The sequence below is a fragment of the Ruegeria sp. HKCCD6428 genome (genome assembly GCF_013110595.1).
Lineage (GTDB): Bacteria > Pseudomonadota > Alphaproteobacteria > Rhodobacterales > Rhodobacteraceae > Ruegeria.
Genome location: NZ_WVQX01000009.1, coordinates 75,605 through 101,068, shown reverse-complemented (window position 1 = coordinate 101,068; position 25,464 = coordinate 75,605). Strand labels below are relative to the sequence as shown.

General features: G+C 59.1%; 25 protein-coding genes. 18 read left to right on the top strand and 7 right to left on the bottom strand.

The window, feature by feature from the left end:
• Window positions 1-44 precede the first annotated feature (44 nt).
• The 3 genes from GS620_RS17855 to GS620_RS17845 are packed head-to-tail and all read left to right on the top strand — an operon-like array spanning window position 45 to window position 4,798.
• Window positions 45-1,226 (top strand): aminotransferase class I/II-fold pyridoxal phosphate-dependent enzyme, encoded by a 1,182-nt coding sequence (locus tag GS620_RS17855; protein ID WP_171617261.1) that lies wholly within the window; start codon window positions 45-47, stop codon window positions 1,224-1,226.
• Between the two features lie 14 nt (window positions 1,227-1,240).
• Window positions 1,241-4,162 (top strand): DNA translocase FtsK, encoded by a 2,922-nt coding sequence (locus GS620_RS17850; protein WP_171617259.1) that lies wholly within the window; start codon window positions 1,241-1,243, stop codon window positions 4,160-4,162.
• A 39-nt stretch (window positions 4,163-4,201) separates the two neighbouring features.
• Window positions 4,202-4,798, top strand: a complete 597-nt coding sequence (locus GS620_RS17845; RefSeq protein ID WP_152459252.1) for an outer membrane lipoprotein carrier protein LolA — start codon at window positions 4,202-4,204, stop codon at window positions 4,796-4,798.
• A gap of 14 nt (window positions 4,799-4,812) precedes the next feature.
• Here the strand turns inward: GS620_RS17845 and GS620_RS17840 are convergent, their stop codons facing one another.
• Both GS620_RS17840 and GS620_RS17835 read right to left on the bottom strand, forming a co-directional pair.
• On the bottom strand, window positions 4,813-5,394 hold the full coding sequence (locus GS620_RS17840; protein ID WP_152459251.1) for a lytic transglycosylase: 582 nt from the start codon (window positions 5,392-5,394) through the stop codon (window positions 4,813-4,815).
• A gap of 60 nt (window positions 5,395-5,454) precedes the next feature.
• A complete protein-coding gene (locus GS620_RS17835) occupies window positions 5,455-6,336 on the bottom strand; it encodes an AEC family transporter (RefSeq protein ID WP_171617257.1) in 882 nt (293 codons plus the stop codon).
• Between the two features lie 80 nt (window positions 6,337-6,416).
• Between GS620_RS17835 and hspQ the strand changes: the two genes are divergently transcribed.
• Complete coding sequence (hspQ, locus tag GS620_RS17830; protein ID WP_117872061.1) at window positions 6,417-6,743, top strand: heat shock protein HspQ; 327 nt, start codon at window positions 6,417-6,419, stop codon at window positions 6,741-6,743.
• Window positions 6,744-6,778: 35 nt separating this feature from the next.
• On the opposite strand, the gene ggt is transcribed toward hspQ, so the two are convergent.
• The 3 genes from ggt to GS620_RS17815 all read right to left on the bottom strand — a co-directional run bounded on the left by ggt (window position 6,779) and on the right by GS620_RS17815 (window position 9,382).
• Window positions 6,779-8,356, bottom strand: a complete 1,578-nt coding sequence (ggt, locus tag GS620_RS17825; RefSeq protein ID WP_171617255.1) for a gamma-glutamyltransferase — start codon at window positions 8,354-8,356, stop codon at window positions 6,779-6,781.
• A gap of 216 nt (window positions 8,357-8,572) precedes the next feature.
• A complete protein-coding gene (locus GS620_RS17820) occupies window positions 8,573-9,022 on the bottom strand; it encodes an ATP-binding protein (RefSeq protein ID WP_171172230.1) in 450 nt (149 codons plus the stop codon).
• A 21-nt stretch (window positions 9,023-9,043) separates the two neighbouring features.
• A complete protein-coding gene (locus GS620_RS17815) occupies window positions 9,044-9,382 on the bottom strand; it encodes an STAS domain-containing protein (protein ID WP_117872067.1) in 339 nt (112 codons plus the stop codon).
• Between the two features lie 102 nt (window positions 9,383-9,484).
• Here GS620_RS17815 and GS620_RS17810 point away from each other — a divergent pair, with 102 nt between their 5' ends.
• From GS620_RS17810 to rarD, 13 genes are all read left to right on the top strand, one after another.
• Complete coding sequence (locus tag GS620_RS17810; protein WP_171364480.1) at window positions 9,485-10,657, top strand: acetyl-CoA C-acyltransferase; 1,173 nt, start codon at window positions 9,485-9,487, stop codon at window positions 10,655-10,657.
• A 73-nt stretch (window positions 10,658-10,730) separates the two neighbouring features.
• On the top strand, window positions 10,731-11,186 hold the full coding sequence (locus tag GS620_RS17805) for a GAF domain-containing protein (protein ID WP_171617253.1): 456 nt from the start codon (window positions 10,731-10,733) through the stop codon (window positions 11,184-11,186).
• 141 nt (window positions 11,187-11,327) lie between these two features.
• Window positions 11,328-12,077 carry a hypothetical protein gene (locus GS620_RS17800; RefSeq protein ID WP_171617251.1) on the top strand — a complete coding sequence of 250 codons (750 nt, stop codon included), beginning with the start codon at window positions 11,328-11,330 and terminating at the stop codon, window positions 12,075-12,077.
• 332 nt (window positions 12,078-12,409) lie between these two features.
• On the top strand, window positions 12,410-12,979 hold the full coding sequence (locus tag GS620_RS17795; RefSeq protein ID WP_152459243.1) for a helix-turn-helix domain-containing protein: 570 nt from the start codon (window positions 12,410-12,412) through the stop codon (window positions 12,977-12,979).
• Complete coding sequence (locus GS620_RS17790; protein ID WP_152459242.1) at window positions 12,979-13,602, top strand: LysE family translocator; 624 nt, start codon at window positions 12,979-12,981, stop codon at window positions 13,600-13,602. Before GS620_RS17795 ends, GS620_RS17790 begins: the two co-directional genes overlap by 1 nt.
• Window positions 13,603-13,606: 4 nt before the next feature.
• Entirely contained in the window at window positions 13,607-13,987 is a 381-nt protein-coding gene (locus tag GS620_RS17785; RefSeq protein WP_171119897.1) for a GFA family protein, read from the top strand.
• 15 nt (window positions 13,988-14,002) lie between these two features.
• Window positions 14,003-16,450, top strand: a complete 2,448-nt coding sequence (locus GS620_RS17780; RefSeq protein ID WP_171617249.1) for an FAD-dependent oxidoreductase — start codon at window positions 14,003-14,005, stop codon at window positions 16,448-16,450.
• Window positions 16,451-16,465: 15 nt separating this feature from the next.
• A complete protein-coding gene (locus GS620_RS17775) occupies window positions 16,466-16,942 on the top strand; it encodes a cupin domain-containing protein (protein WP_171617247.1) in 477 nt (158 codons plus the stop codon).
• Window positions 16,943-16,954: 12 nt separating this feature from the next.
• Window positions 16,955-18,007 carry an alcohol dehydrogenase family protein gene (locus tag GS620_RS17770; protein WP_152459238.1) on the top strand — a complete coding sequence of 351 codons (1,053 nt, stop codon included), beginning with the start codon at window positions 16,955-16,957 and terminating at the stop codon, window positions 18,005-18,007.
• Between the two features lie 11 nt (window positions 18,008-18,018).
• Window positions 18,019-18,912 carry a homocysteine S-methyltransferase family protein gene (locus GS620_RS17765; protein WP_171172216.1) on the top strand — a complete coding sequence of 298 codons (894 nt, stop codon included), beginning with the start codon at window positions 18,019-18,021 and terminating at the stop codon, window positions 18,910-18,912.
• Between the two features lie 5 nt (window positions 18,913-18,917).
• Window positions 18,918-19,895 (top strand): GlxA family transcriptional regulator, encoded by a 978-nt coding sequence (locus GS620_RS17760; RefSeq protein WP_152459236.1) that lies wholly within the window; start codon window positions 18,918-18,920, stop codon window positions 19,893-19,895.
• An 89-nt stretch (window positions 19,896-19,984) separates the two neighbouring features.
• Window positions 19,985-22,438, top strand: coding sequence for an FAD-dependent oxidoreductase (locus tag GS620_RS17755; protein ID WP_171617245.1), 2,454 nt, complete (start codon window positions 19,985-19,987; stop codon window positions 22,436-22,438).
• 262 nt (window positions 22,439-22,700) lie between these two features.
• A complete protein-coding gene (rarD, locus tag GS620_RS17750; protein WP_171119891.1) occupies window positions 22,701-23,606 on the top strand; it encodes an EamA family transporter RarD in 906 nt (301 codons plus the stop codon).
• On the opposite strand, the gene GS620_RS17745 is transcribed toward rarD, so the two are convergent.
• A complete protein-coding gene (locus GS620_RS17745; RefSeq protein ID WP_171617243.1) occupies window positions 23,597-24,307 on the bottom strand; it encodes an SGNH/GDSL hydrolase family protein in 711 nt (236 codons plus the stop codon). The genes rarD and GS620_RS17745 overlap by 10 nt on opposite strands.
• 2 nt (window positions 24,308-24,309) lie before the next feature.
• Window positions 24,310-24,720: a nuclear transport factor 2 family protein gene (locus GS620_RS17740; protein WP_171172209.1), complete on the bottom strand. Its 411-nt coding sequence runs from the start codon at window positions 24,718-24,720 to the stop codon at window positions 24,310-24,312.
• 96 nt (window positions 24,721-24,816) lie between these two features.
• Here GS620_RS17740 and GS620_RS17735 point away from each other — a divergent pair, with 96 nt between their 5' ends.
• The gene (locus GS620_RS17735) at window positions 24,817-25,464 is read left to right on the top strand and encodes an RluA family pseudouridine synthase (protein ID WP_171617240.1); all 648 of its coding nucleotides are present in this window, start codon (window positions 24,817-24,819) and stop codon (window positions 25,462-25,464) included.

Sequence of the window (25,464 nt, the reverse complement as noted above, 5' to 3'; positions counted from 1 at the left end):
CCAAAAAAACGGGGCGCCAATGACCCCGATATTGAGGCAGTACCATGGTTTTCCCCGAGCGGTTTTCGAACCTACCGGCTTATGCATTCCCGCGTCTGCGCGCCCTATTGGATCACCACCAGCCGGGCGGTGATGTCGTTCACATGACCATTGGTGCACCGACACATGATTTTCCGGCTTGGGTGACGGATGTCATCATGGAAAACGCCGCCGGGTTCCAGGGATATCCCCCGAACGAAGGGTCGGATGACCTGCGCACGGCGATTACGGATTGGATCAAGCGGCGATATGGGGTTCAGATGGACCCTGATGCCAACGTGATGGCGCTGAACGGCACGCGCGAGGGGCTATACAACGCCGCCATGGCTTTGTGCCCGGAACAGAAGAACGGTCAGCAGCCGATCATCCTGTGCCCGAACCCGTTTTATCAGGTCTACATGGTCGCCTCGCTGTCGGTGGGCGCGCAGCCTTATTTTGTGCCCGCCACCGCCGCGACGGGCCATCTGCCGGACTATGCCGGCCTGCCTGCGGACGTGCTGAACCGCACCGCCGTGGCCTATATCTGTTCACCCGCCAATCCGCAGGGGGCCGTTGCCTCGCGCGAGTATTGGGCCGACCTGATCCGTCTGGCCGAGCGGTACGATTTCCGTATTTTTGCGGATGAGTGTTATTCCGAGATTTACCGTGAAGAAGCCCCGACAGGTGTTCTGACTGTCGCGCAGGAGCTGGGCGCTGATCCTGAACGGATCACGCTGTTCAACTCACTTTCCAAACGTTCGAATCTGGCCGGTTTGCGGTCGGGGCTTATCGCCGGTGGCCCAAAGACGATCAAACAGGTCAAGCAGTTGCGCACCTATGCCGGGTCGCCTCTGCCTCTGCCCTTGCAAGCTGCCGCGGCAAAGGTTTGGGCGGATGAGGAACACGTTCGCGAAAACCGCGCGCTGTATCAGGAAAAGTACGCCATTGCGGATGAGGTATTCGCAGGCGTGCAAGGCTATATGGCGCCCGAGGCCGGTTTCTTTCTGTGGCTGCCGGTCGAGAATGGTGAAGACACCGCATTGAAAGTCTGGAAGGAAACCGGTGTCCGGGTCCTGCCGGGCGCATATCTTTCACAAGGCGATCCGGGAAAGAACCCGGGCGAAGGATTTATTCGGGCTGCATTGGTGGCCCCAAAAACAGAGTTGCAGCGTGGTCTGATCACACTCCGCGACTGCATCTATTCGTGAGGTACGAGGGCAAAATGGCATCATATAACGCGCGCAACCGCGATCCATTGCTGGACAGCACAACGCAGGCAGCCCTTGAGCGACGCAGCAAAGAGTTGATCGGCATCGCCCTGATCCTGCTGGGTTTGGCTGCGGCCGCGATGATCTGGTCCTACACGCCCGATGATCCAAACTGGATGGTGTCCACCGACGCGCCGGTGCAAAATTGGATGGGGCGGATTGGGGCCTCGATCGCCGCACCCTTGTTCATGATCGTCGGCTGGGGAAGCTGGGGCATCGCATTGGTTCTGATCGGTTGGGGTTTTCGGTTTGCGGGCCATTTCGGGGAAGATCGCGCCATTGCGCGTCTGATTTTTGCGCCGATCTGGATCGCCGTCGTCTCGGTGTATGCCGCAACCCTCGTTCCTGATGCAGACTGGCGCGCGACTCACAGTTATGGTCTGGGCGGTTTGTTCGGTGATACGGTCATGGGCGCGTTGCTGACGCTGTTGCCGATTTCGTCACATTTTCTGGTGAAGCTGATGTCGCTGGCCATGGCGGTCGGGATGATTGCGCTGGGTATTTTTGTGCTGGGTTTCACCAAAACCGATGTCAAGCGGGGTTTCCGCGCCTTCCTGCTGGGGCTTGTGATGGCATATGATATGCTGATGACCCTGATGGGCCGTGGTGCAGCCTCGGCTGCGCAGGCGGCACGAGATCGTCGCGCGCAATGGGAAGAGCGCAAACTTGCGCGAACCGCAGGTGCCGAGGCCGTGTTCGAGGATGATCTGGCTTATACCGATCCAATCTTTGAAGAACCTGAACCGGAAAGTCCCGAACCTCCGGTCAAGTCCGGTCTGTTGGCGCGCATGCCGTCACTCATCAGGCGCCCCGATCCCATGCCCGAGCCAGAGCTGGTCGATCCGGAACCAATCGCGGGTTTCGACGAAATGCCGGGTGAAGATCGCATCCGTTCGAAAATCTCGGCCGCTGTGCGCAATCGCAAAGTGGCGACCGGTGAGTTGACGCCCGAACCCGACCCGAACCTTCCGCTGACCAAGGGCCGTGGCCGTCGCCCGGGCCCGCTGATCCTGAACGCAAGCCAGCCGGATGGCCTGCCAATGGAACCGCCGGTGACAGCAGCAGGACTGCCGCCCGAGCCGCCCGTAACAGCGGATGACATGCCAGACTGGCAAGAATCCACGCCGTTTGAAAATGCGCCCGAACCCATGCGGAACCACTATGCACCCGAGCCGGATCTGGAGGACGAGGTATTCGAGGATGTCGAAGAAGCTGTTTTGCAACCACGCCCGGCGATGAAAATCCCGGTGGCCGAACCGCGCAAGCCCGTGGTCGCGCAACCGGTACGCCGCACACCGCAACCGTCTCGCCGCGCACAGGCCGAGGCACAGCCTGCATTATCCTTTGAAGAGCGGCACTCGGACTTCGAACTGCCACCTCTGGGCCTTTTGTCGAATCCGGCCAGCATTCAGCGCCACCATCTGAGTGATGAAGCCTTGGAAGAAAACGCGCGGATGTTGGAAAACGTGCTGGATGATTACGGCGTGAAGGGTGAGATCGTCAGCGTTCGCCCGGGCCCGGTCGTCACCATGTACGAACTGGAGCCTGCTCCGGGGCTGAAGGCAAGCCGCGTGATTGGCCTGGCCGATGACATCGCGCGTTCGATGTCGGCCCTGTCAGCGCGGGTTTCGACCCTTCCGGGCCGTTCGGTGATCGGCATCGAACTGCCGAACGAAAACCGCGAAATGGTGGTTCTGCGCGAAATCCTGGCCAGCCGCGATTTTGGCGATGGCAACCAGGCACTGCCGTTGGCCTTGGGCAAGGATATCGGCGGCGAGTCCGTCGTGGCAAACCTCGCCAAGATGCCTCACCTACTGATTGCTGGTACAACCGGTTCCGGTAAGTCGGTGGCGATCAACACCATGATCCTGTCGCTGCTGTACAAGCTGACGCCGGATGAATGCCGCCTGATCATGATCGACCCGAAGATGCTGGAACTGTCGGTCTATGACGGCATCCCGCATCTGCTGTCGCCCGTTGTGACCGACCCGAAAAAAGCGGTGGTCGCCCTGAAATGGGTCGTGGGCGAGATGGAAGATCGCTATCGCAAGATGTCCAAAATGGGCGTCCGCAACATCGCGGGCTATAACGGCCGGGTGAAGGATGCGCTGGCCAAAGGCGAGATGTTCAGCCGCACGGTGCAAACCGGGTTTGACGATGAAACCGGTGAACCAACGTTCGAGACTGAAGAATTCGCACCCGAAGCGATGCCCTATATCGTTGTCATCGTCGATGAGATGGCCGACCTGATGATGGTAGCAGGAAAGGAAATCGAAGCCTGCATCCAGCGTTTGGCGCAGATGGCGCGGGCCTCGGGCATTCACCTGATCATGGCCACACAGCGCCCTTCGGTCGACGTGATCACCGGTACGATCAAGGCGAACTTCCCAACGCGGATTTCCTTCCAGGTGACGTCGAAAGTCGACAGCCGCACCATTCTGGGTGAAATGGGGGCCGAACAGCTGCTGGGGCAGGGCGACATGCTTTACATGGCTGGGGGTGCCAAGATTACCCGCTGCCACGGACCCTTTGTCTCGGATGAAGAGGTCGAGGAAGTCGTCAACCACCTGAAACAGTTCGGTCCGCCGGACTACATTGGCGGTGTCGTCGACGGTCCGGCCGAGGAAAAGGCTGACAATATCGATGCCGTTTTGGGTCTGAACACTGGCGGCAATACGAACGGAGAGGACGCGTTGTACGATCAGGCGGTGGCAATCGTGATCAAGGATCGCAAATGCTCGACCTCGTATATCCAGCGGAAACTTGCCATCGGCTATAACAAGGCGGCGCGCTTGGTTGAGCAGATGGAGGACGAAGGCGTTGTTTCGTCAGCAAATCATGTCGGTAAGCGGGACATCCTCGTCCCCGAGCAGTAAGATATTTAATAACAAGGGCAGAAGGTCTATCTGTACGGCATGAAACAGATTGCTTTTGCCCTTGCTTTGACACTGGCCGCACCCGCCGCATGGGCGGCGGAGAAGCTGCCGCTCTCGCAGATTTCCAATTACCTGAACGGGTTGAAGACGGTTCAGACGACATTCACCCAGGTGAATGACGATGGCTCGCTGAGCACCGGCAAGCTGTGGATGCAGCGCCCCGGCAAGATGCGGTTTGAATATGACCCGCCCAACAGTGCCGTGGTGCTGGCAAGATCCGGAAGCGTTCAGATCTTTGATCCGAAATCGAACCAGCCGCCCGAGCAATACCCGCTTAAGCGCACGCCGCTGTCCATCGTGCTGGCGCGCAACGTGAACCTGAGCCAGGCGAATATGGTTGTAGGTCACAGCTTTGACGGCACGGCCACCGTCGTCACCGCGCAGGATCCCAAGAACCCCGAAGCGGGCCGGATCGAACTGATGTTCACGGACAATCCGGTCGAGCTGCGCAAGTGGGTGATTCACGACAATGCGGGCAGCCAGACAACGGTATTGCTGGGCGCCATGAATGAAGGCGGTCGCCTTGATCAGAAGCTGTTCTCGGACAAAAAGAGAAGCGGGTCAGGCAATCGCTGACCCGCTTGTATGTGTCAATACCGACAGTTTGCCAACTGTGCCTGATATAGTTGTGCGCGTGCGTCTACGTCATTGGCAACGTTCAACAACCAGGATTTGCTGTTGTAGCTGCCACGGGCGTACCCTGTGTGACCTTCGTGATAGGCCAGGTATTGATTGCGCGTATCTGCCGGGTGGATACCGTTTCGCTCGTAGCTTTTGTTCATGTACCAGCCGATAAAATCCGAGGCGTCGCGGATGCGATCGCGCTTGGCCCGGCGTTTTCCTGTTTCACGCTGGTACTGTTCCCATGTGCCGTCCAGTGCCTGACCATAGCCGTAAGCGCTGCTTTGACGACCCATCGGGATGACGCCCAATACGTATCTATGCGGAGTGCGCGCATCGTGCCGATAGCGGCTTTCCTGATAGATGGTCGCCATCTGAACGTGAACCGGTACGCCCCATTTGCGCTCGGTGTTCTTGAAGGCTTTGATATAGTCGGGTTTTTCACGCGCAATACTGCACGCATCGTTTAATCTGCTGGGCGGCTGTTTAGAGCCGCCCCCACAGGATGCCAGAAGCAGCACCCCTAGGAGTACGAAAAGAATTCTGCTCATGTGCCTCGTGCCTTTTTTGTGTATTCTAGCGCAGATTGAGCGCTGAGGAAATCACAATCGCTATAAAATGATAGCCAGAACAGCCGGTAACGCCGCTACGGAAAGCACTGTGGACACCATGACCATGCCGGCGACGGCGTCGGAATCGGCCCCAAACCGTTCGGCCAACAGGTAAGAGGTTACGGCAACCGGCGTACAGATTTGAAGAACCAGAACGCCAAATGCGATCGTATCCAAATCAAACCATCGCCCGATTCCCCATCCCAGCGCAAAGCACACCGCCAGTTTCAGCGCTGACAGCCACAGCGCCCGCCCCAAGCTGTGCGAGGTCAGACGGGCGATTGCCACACCCAACGTGACCAACATCAGCGGAACAGCCATTTGCCCCAAAAGCTCCAGCGTGTTGGTCAGAAATGTCGGCGTCTGCCACCCCTGCCAAAGAAACACTGCGCCAAGGATCGTCGCCCAGGCCATTGGTTGGCGCGCAACCTGTCCCCACGCACCTTTCCCGGCGACCAGATAAATCCCGTAAGTGAAAGAAAACAGCGCGGTAACTGACAGAAAGACAACAGCATATCCCAGACCAATCTGACCAAAGGCAAAGATGCACAGCGGCAGGCCCAGATTTCCGGTATTGCCGAAGATCAAAGGCGACAGATATGTTCGCGGGTCCAGTCTCAGCCCTCGAACGATCAACCAGAACACAACCACCAGCAGCAGATTTGCGACCAGCGTCGCCATCGTGAAGCGCGACAGATCACTGCCCGGGATCTCGGTTTGCATCAGGGCAACAAATATCAGACTGGGCATTGCCAGCATAGTTGCAAAGCGGGTAACGAATTGCAGGCGGTATTCAAAGCCCAGCTTAACCCATGTAAAACCAACAGCCGCCAATAGAAAAACCGGCGCCACGATTTCGAACACTGTCAGTATAAGGTTCACAGACTGTTTCCCTGATTTTCACATCAATGATTGGCTTTTCCGCCCGGAAACGGGTAAAAAAAGCGTTGGGGGCTGATACAATGCTAAAGACACGTGCAAAATACGGCTTGGGCCAGGTGGTTCGTCACAAGAAACACCCTTTTCGAGGGGTGATTTTTGACGTGGATCCCGAGTTTTCGAATACCGAAGAATGGTATCAGGCCATTCCGGAAGACAGCCGCCCAAGGAAAGAGCAACCGTTCTACCATCTGCTGGCCGAGAACGACCAATCCTTCTATGTTGCTTATGTTTCAGAACAAAATCTGGTTGCAGACTATTCAGGCGAACCGGTCGAGCACCCGGATATCCCCAATATGTTCGGACCGTTCGAAGATGGTTCATACCCCCTGCATTTCCACCTGAACTAGCAGAGCCGAACCGGCGGGCATAGGTCTGCCGCAGATCAATATCCAAGCGCACAGCCGTCCTTGCGTGGGTCGCTGGCGCCTTCCAAAACGCCGTCGTTCCGGATTCGGATCGCTTGCGCTCCGCCAAGAGGTGTTTCCGGCACTTCAATATTGTGGCCGATATCGGACAATTGTTTCGCGATTGCCTCGCTGTACCCACGTTCCAGTTTCAGAACCGATCCGTCGAAGAAAGCGCGCGGCGCATCGATGCTTTCCTGCAACCCAAGCCCGAAATCGGTAAGATTTGACACGAAACGCGCGTGTCCGGTTGGCTGATAGGCACCGCCCATGACACCAAACGGCATCGTGACCCGACCGTTCTGCGCCAACATTCCCGGAATGATCGTGTGCATCGGGCGTTTGCCGCCGCCCAGTTCGTTGGGGTGGCCGGGTTGCAATGTGAATCCAGCCCCGCGGTTTTGCAGCAATATGCCGTATTTTTCCGACGCGATACCGGACCCAAAGCTGTGAAAGATCGAATAGATCAACGAAACAGCCATTTGGTCGCGGTCGACGACTGTGATGTAAACCGTGTCCTTGTGAACCGCTTCGGTCAGAGGCGCCGCAGCAGGCATCGCCTTTTGGGGATCGATCAAAGCAGCCAGTCTGGCAGCGATATCCGGATCCAGAAAGCGCTCCACTCTTGCCATGTGGTCGGGATCCGCGATGAACCGGTTTCGAGCGTCATAGGCCAGTTTGGTGGCCTCGGCTTCGATATGAATACGCTCTGCTCCGAATGGATCCATCGAGGCCATGTCAAAATGCTTGAGGATATTCAGCAGCAAAATCGCGGTTGCGCCCTGGCCGTTCGGCGGATGTTCCACCAAATCCACACCTTTGTAGGCCCCATGTATCGGCTGCGTTTCAGTACATCTTGTGTGATGAAAATCCTCAGCGGAATGGACACCACCCCTTTTCGAAAGTGCGGTGATCATATCATCGGCGATTTCACCTGAATAGAACGCGTCGCGACCGTGGGCCGCGATCTGGCGCAAAACCTCCGCCTGTCCCGGCGCACGGAAAACCTGCCCCATCGACGGGGCTTGCCCGTCAATCAGATAGTGGTCGCGGGCGGCGCCCTGAAGTGTTGCGGCACCCGATTTCCAATCGAAAGCGACCCGAGGAGCCACCGGAACACCCGCTTCAGCATAATGAATCGCCGGTTTCAAAATCGCGCCCAACCCCAGGCGACCCTCGGTCTGGGCCAGGTGGCAGAAGGCATCGACGGCTCCGGGAATGGTCACGGCATCCGGCCCATTCAAAGGTACGGATGACAGGCCCTGATCGCGCAACACCTGGGAGTGCGCGGCAGCCGGCGCGCGACCCGATCCGTTGAGTGCGCGTATCCTGCTTTCGCCGGCGCGATTGAACAGAACGAAGCAATCGCCGCCCAATCCGGTCATCTGAGGTTCGCAAATCCCCAAAAGAACAGCCCCGGCAATCGCGGCATCCATCGCGTTGCCGCCCTGGCCCAAGATATCGATGGCCACTTTGGCCGCCAGCGGATGCGACGTCGCGCACATGCCTTGCGTGGCAAAAACTTCGGATCGGCCCGGATTATGCAGATCACGCATGGCGAATTCTCTCTCGTTGGAACAAGAGAAAGCTATTCACTGATCAGCGATTGTCCAGCGATTTCAGGATGGGAAGTTCCTCGGCGCCATTCACTGGGTGGGGGCTGTGATATGTGGCGCCGAGGGAAGCTATCTGAGCTACGAGTCACTGTATGGCGGTTGTTTGCGGCGCGACAATGTTTCGAAAATGACCTTATTGTGACCAATTATGGTCGATCACCCGTTGGGTTCAAAGTCAAACCGCAGGGATAGACGGTTGCATCCCCCGCGCCGCTCGTACCTGATATCACTGGTGAGGCGATGAATCAGGAACCAGCCGAACCCACCTTCGGGGAGGTCTTGCAGATCCGTTCCAATCGGAGCAGGGGTGCCATCCGGAGGTTGGTATCCAGGCAGCGGGCGCCCCGTATCCGAGATCAAGATGTCCAGAAGATCCCTGTCCAGCCGGCAGGTGACCTGAACCTTGGCCGCGGCGATGCCATTGTAAGCGTGTTCCACGACGTTGTTGATGGCTTCAGCCAAAGCAATCTTCACGTCACCGGCTTTATGCGGGGGCAATCCCCGTTCCGCCAGACCGACGCTGAGCCTTGCAATGCCCTCGCTGGCCTCTGATTCCGTCGCAGGGAAGGTCAATTCCAGACAGGTCTTGTTTTCAATCGGCTCCACGCCATCTATCCCCTGCTGCCGTCAGGCGTCTGTCTCTGACAACGCGTCATCCAGTGTTTCAAAAAGCCTGAAAACCGTATCCATGCGTGTCAGGCGAAAAACTTTTTCGACCACTGGCTGCAATCCGGCCAGATCAAGCCTCCGGTCCTTGCCCAGCTGTTTCATGGAGGCAACGATTGCACCCAGACCGCTGGAGTCAATGAACTCGACATCGGACAGATCCAGCACAACGCGATGAGCGCTGTCCTCGGTATTGGCGCGCATGTCTTCCTTGAACTGAATGGCCATTGCAGCATCGATCCGGTCGGCATGAACGGTGATGATCTGAGTTTCGCCGGTTGTCTTGCTGGTCAGCCCCATGATCCTGCCGCCTTCCAAACTGAAATTGAGTCGTAGAAATACGCTAGACGGCAATTCTTACCATTCGGTATTCAAGAGCCCGAAAGCAGGAGGAAAACCCGGATGAGAGACGTTGTAATAGCAGGGGCCGCCCGTACACCGATGGGCGGGTTTCAGGGCATGTTTGACGGTGTTGCTGCGGCTGACCTCGGGGGCGAAGCAATCCGCGCGGCTTTGCAGCAGGCAGGGGTGCAGACGGTCGACGAAGTGCTGATGGGCTGCGTTTTGCCGGCGGGGCAGGGTCAGGCACCTGCGCGGCAGGCCGGGTTCGCGGCGGGATTGGGCGAAGAGGTTCCTGCCACGACGCTGAACAAAATGTGTGGTTCGGGGATGAAAGCCGCTATGATGTCCTTTGACCAAATTGCATTGGGTCACGCAGATACGATGGTTGCGGGCGGCATGGAAAGCATGACCAACGCGCCCTATCTTCTTCCAAAGATGCGCGGCGGTGCCCGCATTGGCCACGGCCAGGTGGTTGATCACATGTTCCTCGACGGCCTTGAAGATGCCTATGACAAAGGCCGTCTGATGGGGACTTTCGCCGAAGACTGTGCCGAGGCGTATCAGTTCACCCGTGAAGCACAGGATGAATACGCGCTGCAATCTTTGTCCAACGCGCTGTCTGCGCAGGAAAATGGCGCATTCGATCAGGAAATCACGCCCGTTACCGTCCGGACGCGCAAGGGTGAAACTCTGCTGGAGACAGATGAGCAGCCAAAATCCGCCCGCCCCGAGAAGATCCCGACGCTGAAGCCTGCGTTCCGCAAGGACGGTACGGTGACGGCGGCTAACTCGTCTTCGATTTCGGACGGCGCGGCGGCGCTGGTTCTTGCGTCGGCAGAAACCGCCGAAGCGCAGGGCATGACGGTTCGGGCCCGGATTTTGGGGCATACGAGTCATGCTCAGGCGCCCGGCCTTTTCACGACGGCTCCGGTTCCGGCGGCGCAGAAGCTCTTGTCACGCATTGGCTGGAGCAAGGATGACGTCGACCTGTGGGAAGTGAACGAGGCCTTCGCGGTTGTGCCGATGGCATTCATGCACGAAATGGGCTTGCCGCGAGACAAGGTGAATGTGAATGGCGGCGCCTGCGCCCTGGGCCATCCCATCGGTGCCTCTGGTGCCCGCATCATCGTTACGTTGTTGAATGCGCTGGAAAAACGTAACCTCAAACGGGGCGTCGCGGCGATCTGCATTGGCGGGGGGGAAGGCACGGCCATTGCCATCGAACGCGTTTGACCCTTCATCTTTTTCCAAATACTCCGGGGGGTTCGGGGGCCGTGCCCCCGACCATCCGAAGGGGTTGCAATCAATGACTGCCGATTATGAAACGCTTGCCAAAACCATCGCGGCCCTGACCGAAGGCGAAACGGACCAGGTTGCTCTTATGGCCACTGTCGCCTGCGAGGTTCACCATTCCGACGATCGTTTCGACTGGACCGGGTTTTATCGTGTCACCGAACCGGGCGTTCTGAAAATCGGCCCCTATCAGGGTGGGCATGGTTGTTTGGTCATCCCGTTCGAACGGGGCGTCTGCGGTGCAGCCGCAAGAACGGGCGAAACGCAACTGGTGCCGGATGTCGATGCGTTTCCGGGTCACATCGCCTGCGCCAGCTCAACCCGGTCCGAACTGGTTCTGCCCGTGCGGGATTCGTCGGGAAAAGTCATCGCCGTTTTTGACATTGACAGCGACCAGCCGGATGCTTTCACGCAACAGGATGCGCAAAATCTGGAAGACATTCTGACCGCCGTGTTTGCCGGGCACTGACCGTTGCGGTCGTTGCTGATGTGCATCAACCCAAGGGATTCCCGGGCGATCGTACGGCCCGGCTGACTTCGTCTTGCAGGCTTTGAAGCGATCTCCTATCAAAATCCATAGCGAAGTTTCGTTTTGGGGTGTTTCTCAGGGATGCAAGAGTCTGACATCAATCCGACGGTCGCGGATGAAGCGCCTCCAAAAGGGATCAGACGCGCCCATATGGCGACATTCCCGGATCGCATCGGCGTATTGCCCCATTCGGTGGCAAGCATCGCGCATCAGGTCGACAGGGTTTTCATCTGCCTGAACGAATATCAGGAAGTTCCCGATTTTCTGGGCGAGTTCGACAACGTCACCGCCGTGATCCCTGACCGGGATTACAAGGATGTCGGCAAGTTCATTTTCCAGCCGGATCCGGCAGATACCGTTTTTCTGGTCGACGATGATATCGAATATGCGGACAACTATGTCCGTCAGACCATACGCCGGGCGCGGGGCGTCGGACTGGAAAAGCGTGTCTTCGGCTATCATGCCACGACGTTCAAAAACCCGACGCCCAGGTCGATACGGCAGCGCACGTTGTTGCGTATGAACCAACGGCTGACCTACTCGACCAGGGTACACCAGTTGGGAACCGGAACCGTCATGGTGTCCGGGTCGCTGTTCCCGACACTGGAATACATGGAAGGCAGCGAGAAGTTCGTCGACGTGCGTTTTGCCCGTTACTGTTTCGAAAACGGCATCGAAATGTGGACGCTGCCCAGAAATCGCCGCCGATTTCCCAGCTTGCTTGCCGGGCTTGAGCCGGAAAAGCGCGAAACGATCGCCGACAGTTTCACCCGTCGTTGGCCTCAACATGTGTTGGATGAAGTGAAGGTTTTTGCCGGCCTTCAACTCTAAAGCCAGGCGGGCTTTGCACGATTCAGGCTTTTCCAGATCTGTCTCTGTCGCGAAGGGTTTCCCATGTCGCCGCAGCGCCACGGGGGAGCGATATGTCTGTCTTTTTGAAATGAAGTCCTTGTACGGCAAAAACTGAAATTCGGCTGCTGCACCCCTGCGGTTTTTCTGGTGTTTCAGGGGCCTGTGCGCCTGCTGGTCCTCAATTCTGTCTTTCGCACACGATGATGATCGACACCCAAATGAAACCGAGCGTGAAAAAATGCTTGGAAATTTCACCAGCTTGCTTCATCGTGAAAAACGAAGTAAGAATTTCACGAGATTCGGAGCGGCCTGTGAACAGCCAAGCCCCCCAAAGCGCAACCCTTGGTGCTGACCTGAGGGCCTTGCGCAAGGCCAGAGGGTTGACCCTGACCGAGATTGCAACTCGGCTGGATCGCTCTGTCGGTTGGTTGAGCCAGGTAGAGCGCGATTTGTCCGAGCCTTCAATCTCGGACCTGCGCCAGATTGCAGAATGCCTTGGCGTGCCAATGTCGATGCTGTTTGCGCATTCCGCTGCCCCAGCAGACGAACAGGGCTACGTCGTGCGCGCCGGGTCGCGTCGCCCGATGGGGTCGGGCGAAGAAGGCCTGATCGAAGAGTTGCTGTCGCCGGATCTGACCGATGATTTCGAAATGGTGCATTCCACGTTCGAGCCAAACTCACGGATGCAGACACCCGCCAACCGCCCGACCCAGGAAGTGGGCTATATGATTTCAGGTCGATTGAACCTGACGATCGGGTCGCGTGAATTTCTGGTGGGGCCGGGCGACAGTTTTCGGATCAAACATGAACCTTATCAATGGGCCAACCCCTATGAAGAGCCTGCTGTGGCCATCTGGGTCATTGCTCCGCCGGTGTACTGATGTCATTCGAGGCCTGGACCATTTTCGCGCTGTTCTGGGTGGTATTCGTCACCACACCGGGGCCGAACGCGGTCAACTGCATCTCGAACGGGATGAGCCTGCCGTTTCCAAAGGCCATGATGGGTGTATTGGCCATACTGACGCAAGCCAGCATGTTTTTGATTCTGTCCGCGCTGGGCGTCACAGCCCTGATTGCCGCTTCTCCGACCGGGTTTTTCGTAGCCAAGCTGGTCGGCGCGGGCTTTCTGATCTGGTTGGGCGTGCGGGGATGGATGAATGCCGGCAAGCCCGCTCCGGTCTCGGAACGCCCGGCCCGGCACGTTTATCTGCACGCGCTGGCAGTGGCCACGATCAACCCAAAAAGCGTCGCGGGCTATCTGGCCGCGTTTTCGCAATTCGTGCAGCCGGACGTGCCGATCTGGCAGCAGATGGTCGTGATCATGCCAACCGCACTTTTCATCACAACGCTCAGCTATACCGGTTTTACCGTGTTGGGCGCTTTGATGGGCAAGGCGGCGCTGGGCGCAGTGTTCAACATCTGGGTGCGCCGGGTGATGGCGGCCTGTTTCATAATCTACGGCGTGTTGTTGGGAACCAGCACCGCGCCTGCGGCAAGGGGGTAATCTTATGTACAGAGGGTCCTGCCTTTGCGGTTCAGTTACCTTCACCATCGAAGGAGACCTTTCTCCGCCTTCGGTCTGCCATTGCGGGCAGTGCCGAAAGCAATCCGGCCATGTCTGGGCCTCGACCACGACCCATCAGGACAATCTGAGTTTCTCGGCCCGCGACACGCTGAACTGGTTTCGCGCATCAGACATCGCACGGCGCGGGTTTTGCAGCAAATGCGGCTCATTTCTCTTCTGGCAACAGACCGAAGAGGACACGATTTCGATTGCCATGGGCGCGTTCGATGCGCCCACGGGCCAAAAGCTCTCGAAGCACATCTTTGTGGCTGACAAGGGCGATTATTACGACATCACGGACGATCTGCCCCAACGGGCACAGTAACAGGGACCAAGACACATGAGTGATTTTCCGACAAAAGCCCGCGTGGTCATTATCGGTGGCGGTGTGGTGGGGGCTTCCTCGCTGTATCATCTGGCCAAGAAAGGCTGGACCGACTGCGTTCTGCTGGAAAAGAACGAACTGACCGCAGGCTCGACCTGGCATGCGGCCGGTAACGTTCCGACCTTTTCGACCTCGTGGGCGATCATGAACATGCAGCGCTATTCGACCGAGCTGTATTCGCGTCTGGGTGAAGAGGTCGACTATCCGATGAACTACCATGTTTCCGGGTCGATCCGTCTGGCGCACAGCAAAGAGCGGATGCAGGAGTTCCAGCGGGCCATGTCGATGGGCCGCTACCAGGGAATCCCGATGGAAATGTGGACGCCGGAGCAGGCCAAGGAACGCTACCCGTTCTTGGAAACTCATGATCTTGAGGGCGTTCTGTATGACCCGACCGATGGGGACATCGACCCGGCGCAGCTGACCCAGGCGCTGGCCAAGGGCGCACGCGACATGGGGCAGAAGATCATCCGGTTCTGCCCGGCCACCGGCGTGACCCAGCATGACGACGGCACCTGGACCGTCCACACCGAAAAGGGCGACATCGACTGCGACTATGTCGTCAACGCCGCCGGCTACTACGCGCAGCGTGTGGGCGAATGGTTCAAGCCTTATGGCGGCCGCACCGTACCGGCGATGGTCATGAGCCACCAGTATTTGCTGACTGACGAGATCCCCGAGGTCGAAGCCTGGTCGAAGGAAAACGGTGGCAAGCTGCCGCTGCTGCGCGACGTGGATATCTCCTACTACCTGCGACAGGAAAAGCACGGCTTCAACCTTGGCCCATACGAGCCCAACTGCAAGGGCCACTGGATGACCGAGGACGACCCGATGCCCGAGGATTTCAGCTTCCAGCTGTGGAACGACGATCTGGACCGGATCGAGGACATCGTCACCGACGCGATGGAGCGGGTACCGCTGATGGCGACCTCGGGCGTAGGGCGCGTGATCAACGGCCCGATCCCCTATGCGCCCGATGGCCTGCCGCTGATCGGCCCGATGCCCGGCGTTAAGAACGCGTTCGAGGCGCATACCTTCACCTTCGGCATCGCCCAGGGCGGCGGCGCGGGCAAGGTACTGGCCGAATGGATCGTGGATGGCGCCACCGAATGGGATATGTGGGCCGTCGATCCGCGCCGCTATACAGACTACACCGATCAGGACTACTGCAACCAGAAGGGCATGGAAGTCTACGGCAACGAATACGCCATGCACTTCCCGCATCATGAATGGCCCGCCGCGCGCGACAAGAAGCTGTCGCCCGTGCATGCCAAGGTCAAGGAACTGGGCGGCGTCATGGGCGTCTACAATGGCTGGGAGCGCGCCAACTGGTTCGCGCAACCGGGCGATGACACCTCCGAGGAAAGCACCCACACCTGGGGCCGCTCGGGCCCGTGGGAGCAGCGCATCAAAGAAGAATGCGAAGCCGTGCGTGACCATTGCGGCGTGCTCGACCTGCCGGGTTTCTCGCGGTTTGTCGTCAAGGGCGAAGGCGCGGCCGAGGCGCTGCGCGGGCTGGTCACCGGTGGCCTGCCCAAGGTGGGCCGGATCAACCTGGTCTACATCGCCGACGATCGCGGCCGCATCCTGACCGAGATGTCCTGCATGCGCCTGGGTGAGGATGACTTCGTGATGATCACCGCCGCCACCGCGCAATGGCATGACCGCGACATCCTTGTGAACGCGATGCCCGCGGGCGTCACCGTCGAGGACGTGACTACCACCCGCGACACGCTGATCGTGACCGGGCCGAAATCGCGCGAGATCCTGTCGGGCTTGACCGATGCCGACCTCTCGCTGGGCTGGCTGACCCATCAGGCGGCCACCGTGGCCGGACAGCCCGCCCACCTGATCCGCGTGTCCTTCGCCGGCGAACTGGGCTGGGAGGTGCATGCGCTCAACGAGCACATGCCCGCGATCTATGACGCGATCCTTGCCGCCGGGGCCAAGCCGTTTGGCATGTATGCGCTGAACAGCCTGCGCATCGAAAAGGGATACCGCGCGTGGAAGGGCGACCTCAGCACCGACTACTCGCTGCTGGAAGCGGGTTTGGAGCGGTTTGTCAAACTGGACAAGCCACAGGACTTCCCCGGAAAGGCCGCTATCCTGAACGAAAAGCAGCAGGGTGTGAAAAAGTCGTTCGTCACCCTGACTGTCGACGCAGGTGATTGCGATGCGCCTTACATGTCGTGCATCTGGCAGGGCGATCAGATCGTGGGCGAGACCACTTCGGGCGCATGGGGTTACCGCGTCGGCAAATCCATCGCGCTGGGCATGATCAAGTCAGAACTTGCAAACCCTGGTACCGAGCTCGAGGTGGAAATCTACGGCCAGAAGTGCCGCGCCGTGGTACAGGAGGATCAGCCGCTGTGGGATCCCGCAAACGAGCGGCTGCGCGCCTGACACAAGGAGGCCCATATGCGCCCGCGATATTCCAAGCAGGGACCCGGTGAGGGTCCTAACTATGACTGGGAGAACGACCATACCTTCGTGAAGGTTTCCGGTCAGGACACGGGCGGGGCGTACACCCTGATGGAAGACAACTTGAAGGCCAGCTTCGCGCTTGGCCTTCATCGCCACGACAGCCACGCCGAGACTTTCTATTTTCTCGAGGGCGCCGTGGATTTCTATGTCGACGGAGACTGGCACCTGTGCACGCCGGGCACCACCATGCATGTTCCGGCGGGTGTGCCGCATGCCTGCCGGGTTGCCGACAAAAAACCGGCACGGATGCTCATGATCTTTCAACCATCCGGGTTTGATGGTTTCCTTGCGGAACTGGCAACCATGACCCCGGCGGATTTCGAGGACGAGGCCAAGATGGCCGACCTGAATGCCCGATATGACATCGTGCCGATGGGACCGGTTCCGCCCCATCCCGACGACCAGACCTGAGAAGCCAGCGAAATGAATGCTCCAAAGACGATGTCCGGTGTCTATCTGACGGGTCACGGTGGCCCCGAAGTTCTGGAATGGCGAGATGATATCCCGGTTCCTGAACCCGGGGCAGGGCAAGTTCTGGTTCGGGTCGCCGCCGCAGGCGTGAACAACACGGATATCAACACACGGGTCGGTTGGTATTCCTCGGACGTCACCGGCGCGACGGATGCCGTTGATCAGAAGGTCGAAGCGGGCGGTTGGGGCGGTGCATTGCACTTTCCCCGCATTCAGGGCGGAGATCTTTGCGGCATCGTGGAACAGGTTGGGCCGGGTGTTGCCTTCAAACCCGGGCAGCGCGTGACCTGTCCGATAAACCTGCCGCGCCCGCGCCCGGGAAACCCGCAGGGCTTCATTGCGCTGGGTTCCGAAATCGACGGGGCTTTTGCGCAGTACTGCCTGGTTGAAGCCGATGATCTCTATGACGTCAGCGCCTCGCCCCTTTCGGATGTGGAAATCGCCGCCATTCCTTGCGCCTTCGGGACGGCGGAAAACCTGCTGACCCGCGCAGGCGTGACTGCCGGGCACAAGGTGCTGATCACCGGCGCCTCGGGTGGCGTCGGGCTGGCGGCGGTGCAACTGGCCGCCCTGCGCGGGGCGTCGGTTTGGGCTGTAACAGCGGGCACGAAAGCCGAGATCGTGAAATCCCAGGGGGCCGAGAATACGTTTGACCGGAACGACCCGCTTCCGCAGGATATGTTCGATGTGGTGATCGACGTTGTGGGTGGCCCGGCCTGGCCATCGCTGATCCTTTCCCTGAAATCCGGCGGGCACTATGCCGTTTCGGGGGCAATAGCAGGCCCGATTGTCGAAGCTGATCTGCGGGACATATATCTGCGCGACATCACCATACATGGGTGCACGCACCAGGCGCCCGAAGTCTTTGACCGTCTTGTTGAACTGGTGAATACCGGACGGATCAAGCCACTGGTTTCCCGGACCTATCCGTTGAAGGATATTGGTATTGCACAGGCTGATTTTCAGTCAAAGACTCTTCCGGGAAAACTGGTATTGGTGCCCTGAGGAGTAATGACATGGCGGATATCACTCTTTTGGACGGCTCTATCGGGCAGGAACTGGTAAAACGCAGTGGCGACCGGGCGACACCGCTGTGGTCGACGCGCGTGATGATCGATCACCCCGATTTGGTCGCGGAAGTGCACCGCGATTATTTCAGCCGGGGTGCGACGGTCGCGACAACCAATACTTATGCCGTCCATCGCTCTCGTCTGGTGCGGGTGGGGATGGAGGATCATATGCCTACCCTGATCGACACCGCCCTGACACAGGCCGTACGTGCCCGAACGGAAACCGGGGGGCGGATCGCGGGTGCACTGGGGCCATTGCTCGCTTCATATCGCCCCGACCTTAACCCGGACCCGGCGGATGCGGCTGAAAAGTTCGCCGAACTTGTGGCCATGATGGCCGCGCGGGTCGATCTGTTTTTGATCGAGACCGTCTCGTCGGTACAGGAAGCCGAGGGCGCATTGCGTGGCACGGCAGGATGCGGAAAACCGGTTTGGCTGTCCCTGTCGGTCAATGATGACGATGGCAGCCTTCTCAGGTCCGGCGAACCGTTGGCGGACATTGCTCTGCTGGTGGAGGAGTTTTCGCCCGATGCCGTGTTGATCAATTGTTCGTGCCCCGAGGCGATCCCGGCGGCGCTGGAAGTTCTGTCCGGCATGGGTCGGCCCTATGGGGCCTACGCCAATGGCTTCACGCATATTTCGGATGATTTCCTTCAGGATGCGCCGACCGTGGATGCGCTGCAAAAACGGCATGACCTTGGCCCCGGGGCTTATGCGGATCAGGTGATGCGGTGGATCGATCAGGGGGCAACGATTGTTGGCGGATGCTGCGAAATCGGGCCGGATCATATCGAAGAACTGGCGAACCGGTTGCGGGCCACCGGTCATAACATCGTTTGAAGAAAATGGCGGCAAAATCTACTTCGGACGCTCCAAAACAGGCCATCCGGCATTTCGACATCCTTGTCGCGCCGGGTTTCGTGCTGTTGGAGCTGGCGTCGTTGGTAGAGGTATTGAGGCTGGCCAACCGCGTATGCCCAAGCCCTCCGTTCACCTTCACCTATCGCTCGCTCAAAGGTGGCCCGATTGCCAGCAGCAGTGACGCCGTGGTTCAAACAGAAGCGGTGCCGTCACAGCCAAGGGCGGATTACCTGTTCGTAATCGGCAATTCAGACCCGGACCATCCGGATTTGTCGTTGGGGCGGGTGGTGTCGGACTATACCTTCCGGGACGCCAAGGTGTTCCTGCTGGCCGAAGCCGCCAGCCGCTATATCGACGAGCAGGGAACAGCCGACCTGGCAACCCATTGGGAAAACGCATCGTTCCTGCGGGAACGCGGCGCCCGGTTCGAAGCCAAACTGTCGATCGCAACCGAACAGGGCGCGGTTGTGACATGTGCCGGGATGGAGGCCACGACGGATATCGCCTTGGCGGTGATCGGGCGCCATATCTCGGGGCCTGCGAAGATGACCGTGGCCGACATCATGCTGCATGAGAATATCCGCGATTTCGCTTCGATGCAGCCATTCTCGGGCGCCAAATTGACGGCGACAGGCGATTCGAAGCTGGATCAGTGCATAAAGCTTATGCAGGCCAATATCGAAGACCCCCTGCCGATCAATCAGATCGTCGAATCGCTGCACCTGTCGAACCGGTCCCTCGAGCGTAAGTTCAAAACCTTTTTTGGAACCACTCCCAACGGATTCTACCGGGAAATGCGACTGGCCAAGGCAAATAACCTGTTGCTGAACACCACGATGAGCGTACGCGAAATTGGTTTGGCCTGTGGTTTTCCGAACGGGTTTTCGTCTGTTTACAAAAGCTTCTTCGGGGTCACGCCCTTTGTCGTACGTCGGCAAAAGCGAGCGGCATCACATCGGTGAAAACTGCGGATTTCGTGACGCTTTTGGTGCATTTGTCGTCGATCTTCCGTGGCAACCTATGCCAAACCTTACACAGCGGAGATTTCAGGATGGTTGATCTTCCCAGCAAGGCCCGAGCGGTCATCATCGGCGGTGGCGTCATCGGATGCTCGGTCGCTTATCATTTGACCAAGAAGGGTTGGAAAGACGTCGTGTTGCTTGAACGAAAGCAGCTGACAAGTGGCACCACCTGGCATGCAGCGGGTCTGATCGCACAGCTGCGCGCCACCGCAAACATGACCAAGCTGGCGAAGTACAGTCAGGAGCTGTATGGCTCACTCGAAGAGGAAACCGGTGTCGCCACGGGCTTCAAGCGCTGCGGGTCGATCACCGTGGCGCTGACCGAAGAACGCAAAGAGGAAATCTATCGTCAGGCTGCGATGGCGCGGGCGTTTGGCGTCGAGGTCGAAGAAATCTCGAATGAGCGCGTGCAGGAACTGTATCCGCATATCAATCTCGAGGGCGTCAAGGGTGCAGTTTATCTGCCGCTGGACGGGCAGGGTGATCCGGCCAACATCGCGCTGGCTCTGGCCAAGGGCGCCCGCCAGCGGGGCGCCATCGTCAAGGAACGGGTAAAGGTCACCGATATCGTCAAACAGGGCCGCAGCGTGACCGGCGTGGACTGGGTGGCCGATGACGGCAGCGCCTCGGGCAATATCGAGTGTGACATGGTGGTCAACTGCGCCGGCATGTGGGGGCACGAAGTTGGCCGAATGGCGGGCGTCAACGTCCCGCTGCACGCCTGCGAACATTTCTACATCGTGACCGAGAACATCGACGGCCTGACGCAGCTGCCGGTGTTGCGGGTGCCGGATGAATGCGCCTATTACAAGGAGGATGCAGGCAAGATTCTGCTGGGTGCCTTCGAGCCCAACGCCAAGCCCTGGGCGATGGAGGGCATCCCAGACAGTTTCGAATTCGACCAGCTGCCCGAGGATTTCGACCATTTCGAACCGATCCTCGAGGCCGCCTGCAACCGCATGCCGATGCTGGCCGAGGCAGGCATTCACACCTTCTTCAACGGGCCCGAAAGCTTCACGCCCGACGACGCCTATCACCTTGGCCTTGCGCCCGAGATGGACAACGTCTGGGTCGCCGCCGGCTTCAACTCGATCGGGATCCAGTCGGCGGGCGGCGCGGGCATGGCGCTGGCCGAATGGATGGACACAGGCGAAAAACCCTTTGACCTGGGCGACGTGGACATCAGCCGGATGCAGCCCTTCCAGGGCAACAAGCAGTATCTTTTCGAACGGTCCAAGGAGACGCTGGGCCTGCTCTATGCCGACCACTACCCCTATCGCCAGAAAGCCACCGCGCGCGGCGTGCGCCGGACGCCATTCCACCACCACCTGAATGAACACGGTGCCGTGTTCGGTGAGCTGGCCGGGTGGGAGCGCGCCAATTGGTTCGCGAACGAAGGGCAGGAGCGCGAATACAACTACAGTTGGAAGCGTCAGAACTGGTTCGAGAACTCGGCCGCCGAACACCGCGCTGTGCGCGAAAACGTGGGCATTTACGACATGTCCTCGTTCGGCAAGATCCGGGTCGAGGGCCCCGATGCCGAGAAGTTCATGAACTATGTCGGTGGCGGCGACTATGCCGTGCCCAATGGCAAGATCGTCTACACGCAGTTTCTGAACCGTTCCGGCGGGATCGAGGCGGATGTCACCGTCACCCGCCTTTCCGAGAACGCCTATCTGGTGGTCACCCCGGCGGCGACGCGCCTGGCGGATCAGACCTGGATGATGCGTCGTTCGGGCAATTTCAACGTGGTCATCACCGACGTCACGGCGGGTGAAGGCGTTTTGGCGGTGATGGGTCCGAACTCGCGGGCCTTGCTGGAGAAAGTCTCGCCCAACGACTTCTCGAACGCGGCAAACCCCTTCGGCACCGCGCAGGAGATCGAGATCGGTATGGGCCTCGCCCGCGCCCACCGCGTCACCTATGTGGGTGAGCTGGGCTGGGAGATCTACGTCTCATCCGACATGGCGGGCCACGTCTTTGAAACGCTGCACGAGGCGGGGCAGGACATGGGGCTGAAGCTGTGCGGCATGCACATGATGGACAGCTGCCGGATCGAAAAGGGCTTCCGCCATTTCGGCCATGACATCACCTGCGAAGATCACGTGGTGGATGCGGGGCTGGGCTTTGCCGTCAAGGTGGACAAGGGCTGCGACTTCATCGGCCGCGAGGCGGTGATCGCGCGCAAGGAAAGCGGCCCGAAATCGCGCCTTGTGCAATTCCGCCTGACCGATCCCGAGCCGCTGCTGTTCCACAATGAACCGATCATCCGCGATGGCGAGTATGTAGGCTATCTCAGCTCGGGCAATTATGGCCACACGCTGGGTGGCGCCATCGGTTTGGGTTACGTGCCCTGCGAAGGGGAAAAAGCCGCGGACGTTCTGGCCTCGACTTACGAGATCGACGTTTGTGGCACGAAAGTCCGGGCCGAGGCGTCGCTCAAGCCGATGTATGACCCGAAATCCGAACGCGTGAAGGTGTGACCACGGGGTTTGGTGGGGGCGCTGCCCCCGCCGCCTTCGGCGACTCCCCCGGGATATTTTCGGCCAGATGAAAAGCGGGTCCCTTGTTCATCTGGCCACAAATATCCCGGAGCGCGAGGCAGAGCCTCGCATTTCAGACCTCGCGTGAAAAGCGTGGTCTGACAACTCATCAAACATTGTTATGTGACACTTCACTGTTTTCAGAGTTTTCAACCCCCTCATTTCTGCCTTAAACCGAACCGGTATCAACCGGAGACCCGATGTGGCAGACACGCTTCTACCTTCACAGAACACGGACACACCAAAGGGGCTTGCGCTGGCAGTCACGGCCTATGTCCTGTGGGGGTTCTTGCCTCTGTACATGAAAGCGCTGGATCATATGGGCGCGGTCGAGGTTGTGGCGCACCGTGTTATCTGGTCAGTGCCTGTGGCCGGGTTGTTGCTGGTTGTCCTGGGCCGAACCCGGGATCTGAAGGCCGCGCTTGGCAATCCGAAGATGTTGGGTATGGCCGCTTTGACAGCAGCGCTTATTTCCGTGAACTGGGCGATTTACGTATGGGCAATTTCCACGGGCAACGCACTGGATGCGGCGTTGGGTTATTACATCAACCCCCTATTCAGTATCGCGCTGGGGGCAATCCTGTTGAGGGAACCCCTGACACGGACACAACTGTTCGCGGTCGGATTGGCTGCGCTGGGTGTGGTGGTACTTGTGGTGGAAGCCGGTCGTTTGCCTTGGGCGGCTCTTGGGTTGATGATCAGCTGGGGATTCTACGCGTTCTTCAAGCGCTCGCTGCCGATTGGGCCGAACCAGGGTTTCCTGCTTGAGGTCCTGATCCTTTTGATTCCGGCACTGGTCTATGTCACCTTTCTGGGTGTGCGGGGCACTGGTCATTTCGGTGTCGCGATGTCGGACACCTTGTTGTTGTCCTGTGCAGGGGTCGTGACGGCGGTGCCGTTGCTGGTCTATGCAAACGGCGCCAAACTGGTGCGCCTGTCCACGATGGGCATCCTGCAATACATCGCACCGACCATGATCTTCATTACAGCGATAACCCTGTTCGGCGAGAAGATAGACACGGGCCGGATGATCGCATTCCCACTGATCTGGGCGGCTCTGGTCGTTTACTCGATCCCTATGATCCGGCAGGCGCGCGGTCAGGCCTGAAGCAACAGGCGCGCGGCTGCATCCGCCCAAAGCGCATACGCCCGGGGGCTGGGATGATAGCCATCCGGTGCAGCCAATGCCGGGTCGTCCGGCAGGTCGAGTGGCAGGTGTTGAACATGCGGAAATGCAGCCGCAACCTCTTGCAACCCTTGATCCAGGCGCGCAGCCTGGCATCCAAGCACCCAGGCCAGCGGCTGAGGCAGGGCCGGAAACCTGTTCATCTGCGGGACTGCGGTTACGACGATGCGACGAGTCCCCAGGTTTTCTGAAAGCAAGCGGATAAGGCGGGTCTGGCGGCGCGCAAATTGCTGGCGTGTCACAGCCCGGGTGACATCATTGACGCCGAGTGCCGTAACGACAGCATCGAATTCGCCTTCCATTTGCGAAAGACGGTCGATCGTGTCCTGGGTGGTGTGCCCGGTTGTCGCTTCCAGCCGCCATTCGACCGCATAGTGCCCGGCCAGACGGTTGACCAGATGGCCGGATAACGCCTGATCCTGCGTGCCTGCGCCCACTCCGGCTGCCGAACTGTCACCGGTGATCAGAAGCCGCAGACGCGGCCCGCGCCCTGTGCGGCCTTCGCGCGGGCCAGTCGGTTCCGGCAGCAACTGCGCGTTCCTGCGTACCGATAGGCCCTGCGCGGCAAGCACCGGAAGCAACGGAACCCGCAAAATCTGATCGGCAGCCAGTGAACGAGGCATTGTCAGCTCAGCGCGTTTTTGAATTCCAGAAAACGAGCGTCTGTCATGACCCGCGCCATCATGGCATCGCGCAAGGCACCTACCGTTTTGTAAGGGCGCATGACGACCTCGAAAACCTGGATCAACCCATCGTCGTTCAACGTAACAAGATCCACGCCGATACCGTCCAGATCGCCGACTTTGCATTGAAACTCCAATGCCCAGTCTTTCCCGTCGCCCATGGCGCGCCGATAACGAAAATCTGAAAACACCTGCCCGACATGCCCCAGAACGGCAGCGACCGGTGCGCGCCCTGTCCAGGTGCTGTAGTATGTGGGCGGCAGGAACTGCACATCTTCGGCCAGGAGCTGATGGATCAAGGCCTCATCGCCCTTTGCGACAACCTCTTGCATGCGTTCAATTGTCGGGTGCATGGCATCTCCTCCGCTTTTGGAGAGAAGGTCACCGAACATGGGCGGGCATGCAAGGACGACGTTGCGGGAGGTCACGAGCTGGGATAGGCACCCTGCATGAGCGACACCTATGATCCCCCTCAAACCCCGCTGGATGTGTTGCATGAAGATGCACAGCTGATCGTGGTGAACAAACCATCGGGCCTGCTTTCGGTTCCGGGGCGGGGCGCGCATCTGTCAGATTGTCTGTTGACCCGGGTGCAGGATGTATTTCCACAAGCACTGCTGGTGCATCGGCTGGACCGGGACACGTCCGGTGTCATGGTCTTTGCCCAGACGCCGCACGCGCAGCGCAACCTGAGCATGCAATTCGAGCAGCGTCAGACCCGCAAAACTTATATCGCCCGTGTCTGGGGGCAGCTGGAACCCAAGACCGGCACCGTGGACTTGCCTCTGATCGTGGACTGGCCCAACCGGCCCAGACAGATGGTTTGCCATGCGACGGGCAAACCTGCCGTGACGGACTGGCGTGTCGTGAAGACCGAAGGCGATACGACGCGTGTGCGTCTGTTTCCCAAAACGGGCCGGTCTCATCAACTTCGCGTTCATATGCAGGCGCTGGGCCACCCGATCCTGGGCGATCCATTCTATGCGACGGGCGATGCGCTGGACTTCCCCAGATTGATGCTGCATTCAGAAGAACTGCGCCTGAAACACCCGGAAGGTGGGGTTTCGATGAAGTTTCGGGCCCGGTCCGAGTTCTGA

Coding starts and splice junctions, on each gene's coding strand:
- GS620_RS17855 (WP_171617261.1), top strand. CDS start 45: ATGGTTTTCCCCGAGCGGTTTTCGAACCTACCGGCTTATGCATTCCCG.
- GS620_RS17850 (WP_171617259.1), top strand. CDS start 1,241: ATGGCATCATATAACGCGCGCAACCGCGATCCATTGCTGGACAGCACA.
- GS620_RS17845 (WP_152459252.1), top strand. CDS start 4,202: ATGAAACAGATTGCTTTTGCCCTTGCTTTGACACTGGCCGCACCCGCC.
- GS620_RS17840 (WP_152459251.1), bottom strand. CDS start 5,394: ATGAGCAGAATTCTTTTCGTACTCCTAGGGGTGCTGCTTCTGGCATCC.
- hspQ (WP_117872061.1), top strand. CDS start 6,417: ATGCTAAAGACACGTGCAAAATACGGCTTGGGCCAGGTGGTTCGTCAC.
- ggt (WP_171617255.1), bottom strand. CDS start 8,356: ATGCGTGATCTGCATAATCCGGGCCGATCCGAAGTTTTTGCCACGCAA.
- GS620_RS17815 (WP_117872067.1), bottom strand. CDS start 9,382: ATGGGGCTGACCAGCAAGACAACCGGCGAAACTCAGATCATCACCGTT.
- GS620_RS17810 (WP_171364480.1), top strand. CDS start 9,485: ATGAGAGACGTTGTAATAGCAGGGGCCGCCCGTACACCGATGGGCGGG.
- GS620_RS17805 (WP_171617253.1), top strand. CDS start 10,731: ATGACTGCCGATTATGAAACGCTTGCCAAAACCATCGCGGCCCTGACC.
- GS620_RS17800 (WP_171617251.1), top strand. CDS start 11,328: ATGCAAGAGTCTGACATCAATCCGACGGTCGCGGATGAAGCGCCTCCA.
- GS620_RS17790 (WP_152459242.1), top strand. CDS start 12,979: ATGTCATTCGAGGCCTGGACCATTTTCGCGCTGTTCTGGGTGGTATTC.
- GS620_RS17785 (WP_171119897.1), top strand. CDS start 13,607: ATGTACAGAGGGTCCTGCCTTTGCGGTTCAGTTACCTTCACCATCGAA.
- GS620_RS17780 (WP_171617249.1), top strand. CDS start 14,003: ATGAGTGATTTTCCGACAAAAGCCCGCGTGGTCATTATCGGTGGCGGT.
- GS620_RS17775 (WP_171617247.1), top strand. CDS start 16,466: ATGCGCCCGCGATATTCCAAGCAGGGACCCGGTGAGGGTCCTAACTAT.
- GS620_RS17770 (WP_152459238.1), top strand. CDS start 16,955: ATGAATGCTCCAAAGACGATGTCCGGTGTCTATCTGACGGGTCACGGT.
- GS620_RS17765 (WP_171172216.1), top strand. CDS start 18,019: ATGGCGGATATCACTCTTTTGGACGGCTCTATCGGGCAGGAACTGGTA.
- GS620_RS17760 (WP_152459236.1), top strand. CDS start 18,918: ATGGCGGCAAAATCTACTTCGGACGCTCCAAAACAGGCCATCCGGCAT.
- GS620_RS17755 (WP_171617245.1), top strand. CDS start 19,985: ATGGTTGATCTTCCCAGCAAGGCCCGAGCGGTCATCATCGGCGGTGGC.
- GS620_RS17745 (WP_171617243.1), bottom strand. CDS start 24,307: ATGCCTCGTTCACTGGCTGCCGATCAGATTTTGCGGGTTCCGTTGCTT.
- GS620_RS17740 (WP_171172209.1), bottom strand. CDS start 24,720: ATGCACCCGACAATTGAACGCATGCAAGAGGTTGTCGCAAAGGGCGAT.
- GS620_RS17735 (WP_171617240.1), top strand. CDS start 24,817: ATGAGCGACACCTATGATCCCCCTCAAACCCCGCTGGATGTGTTGCAT.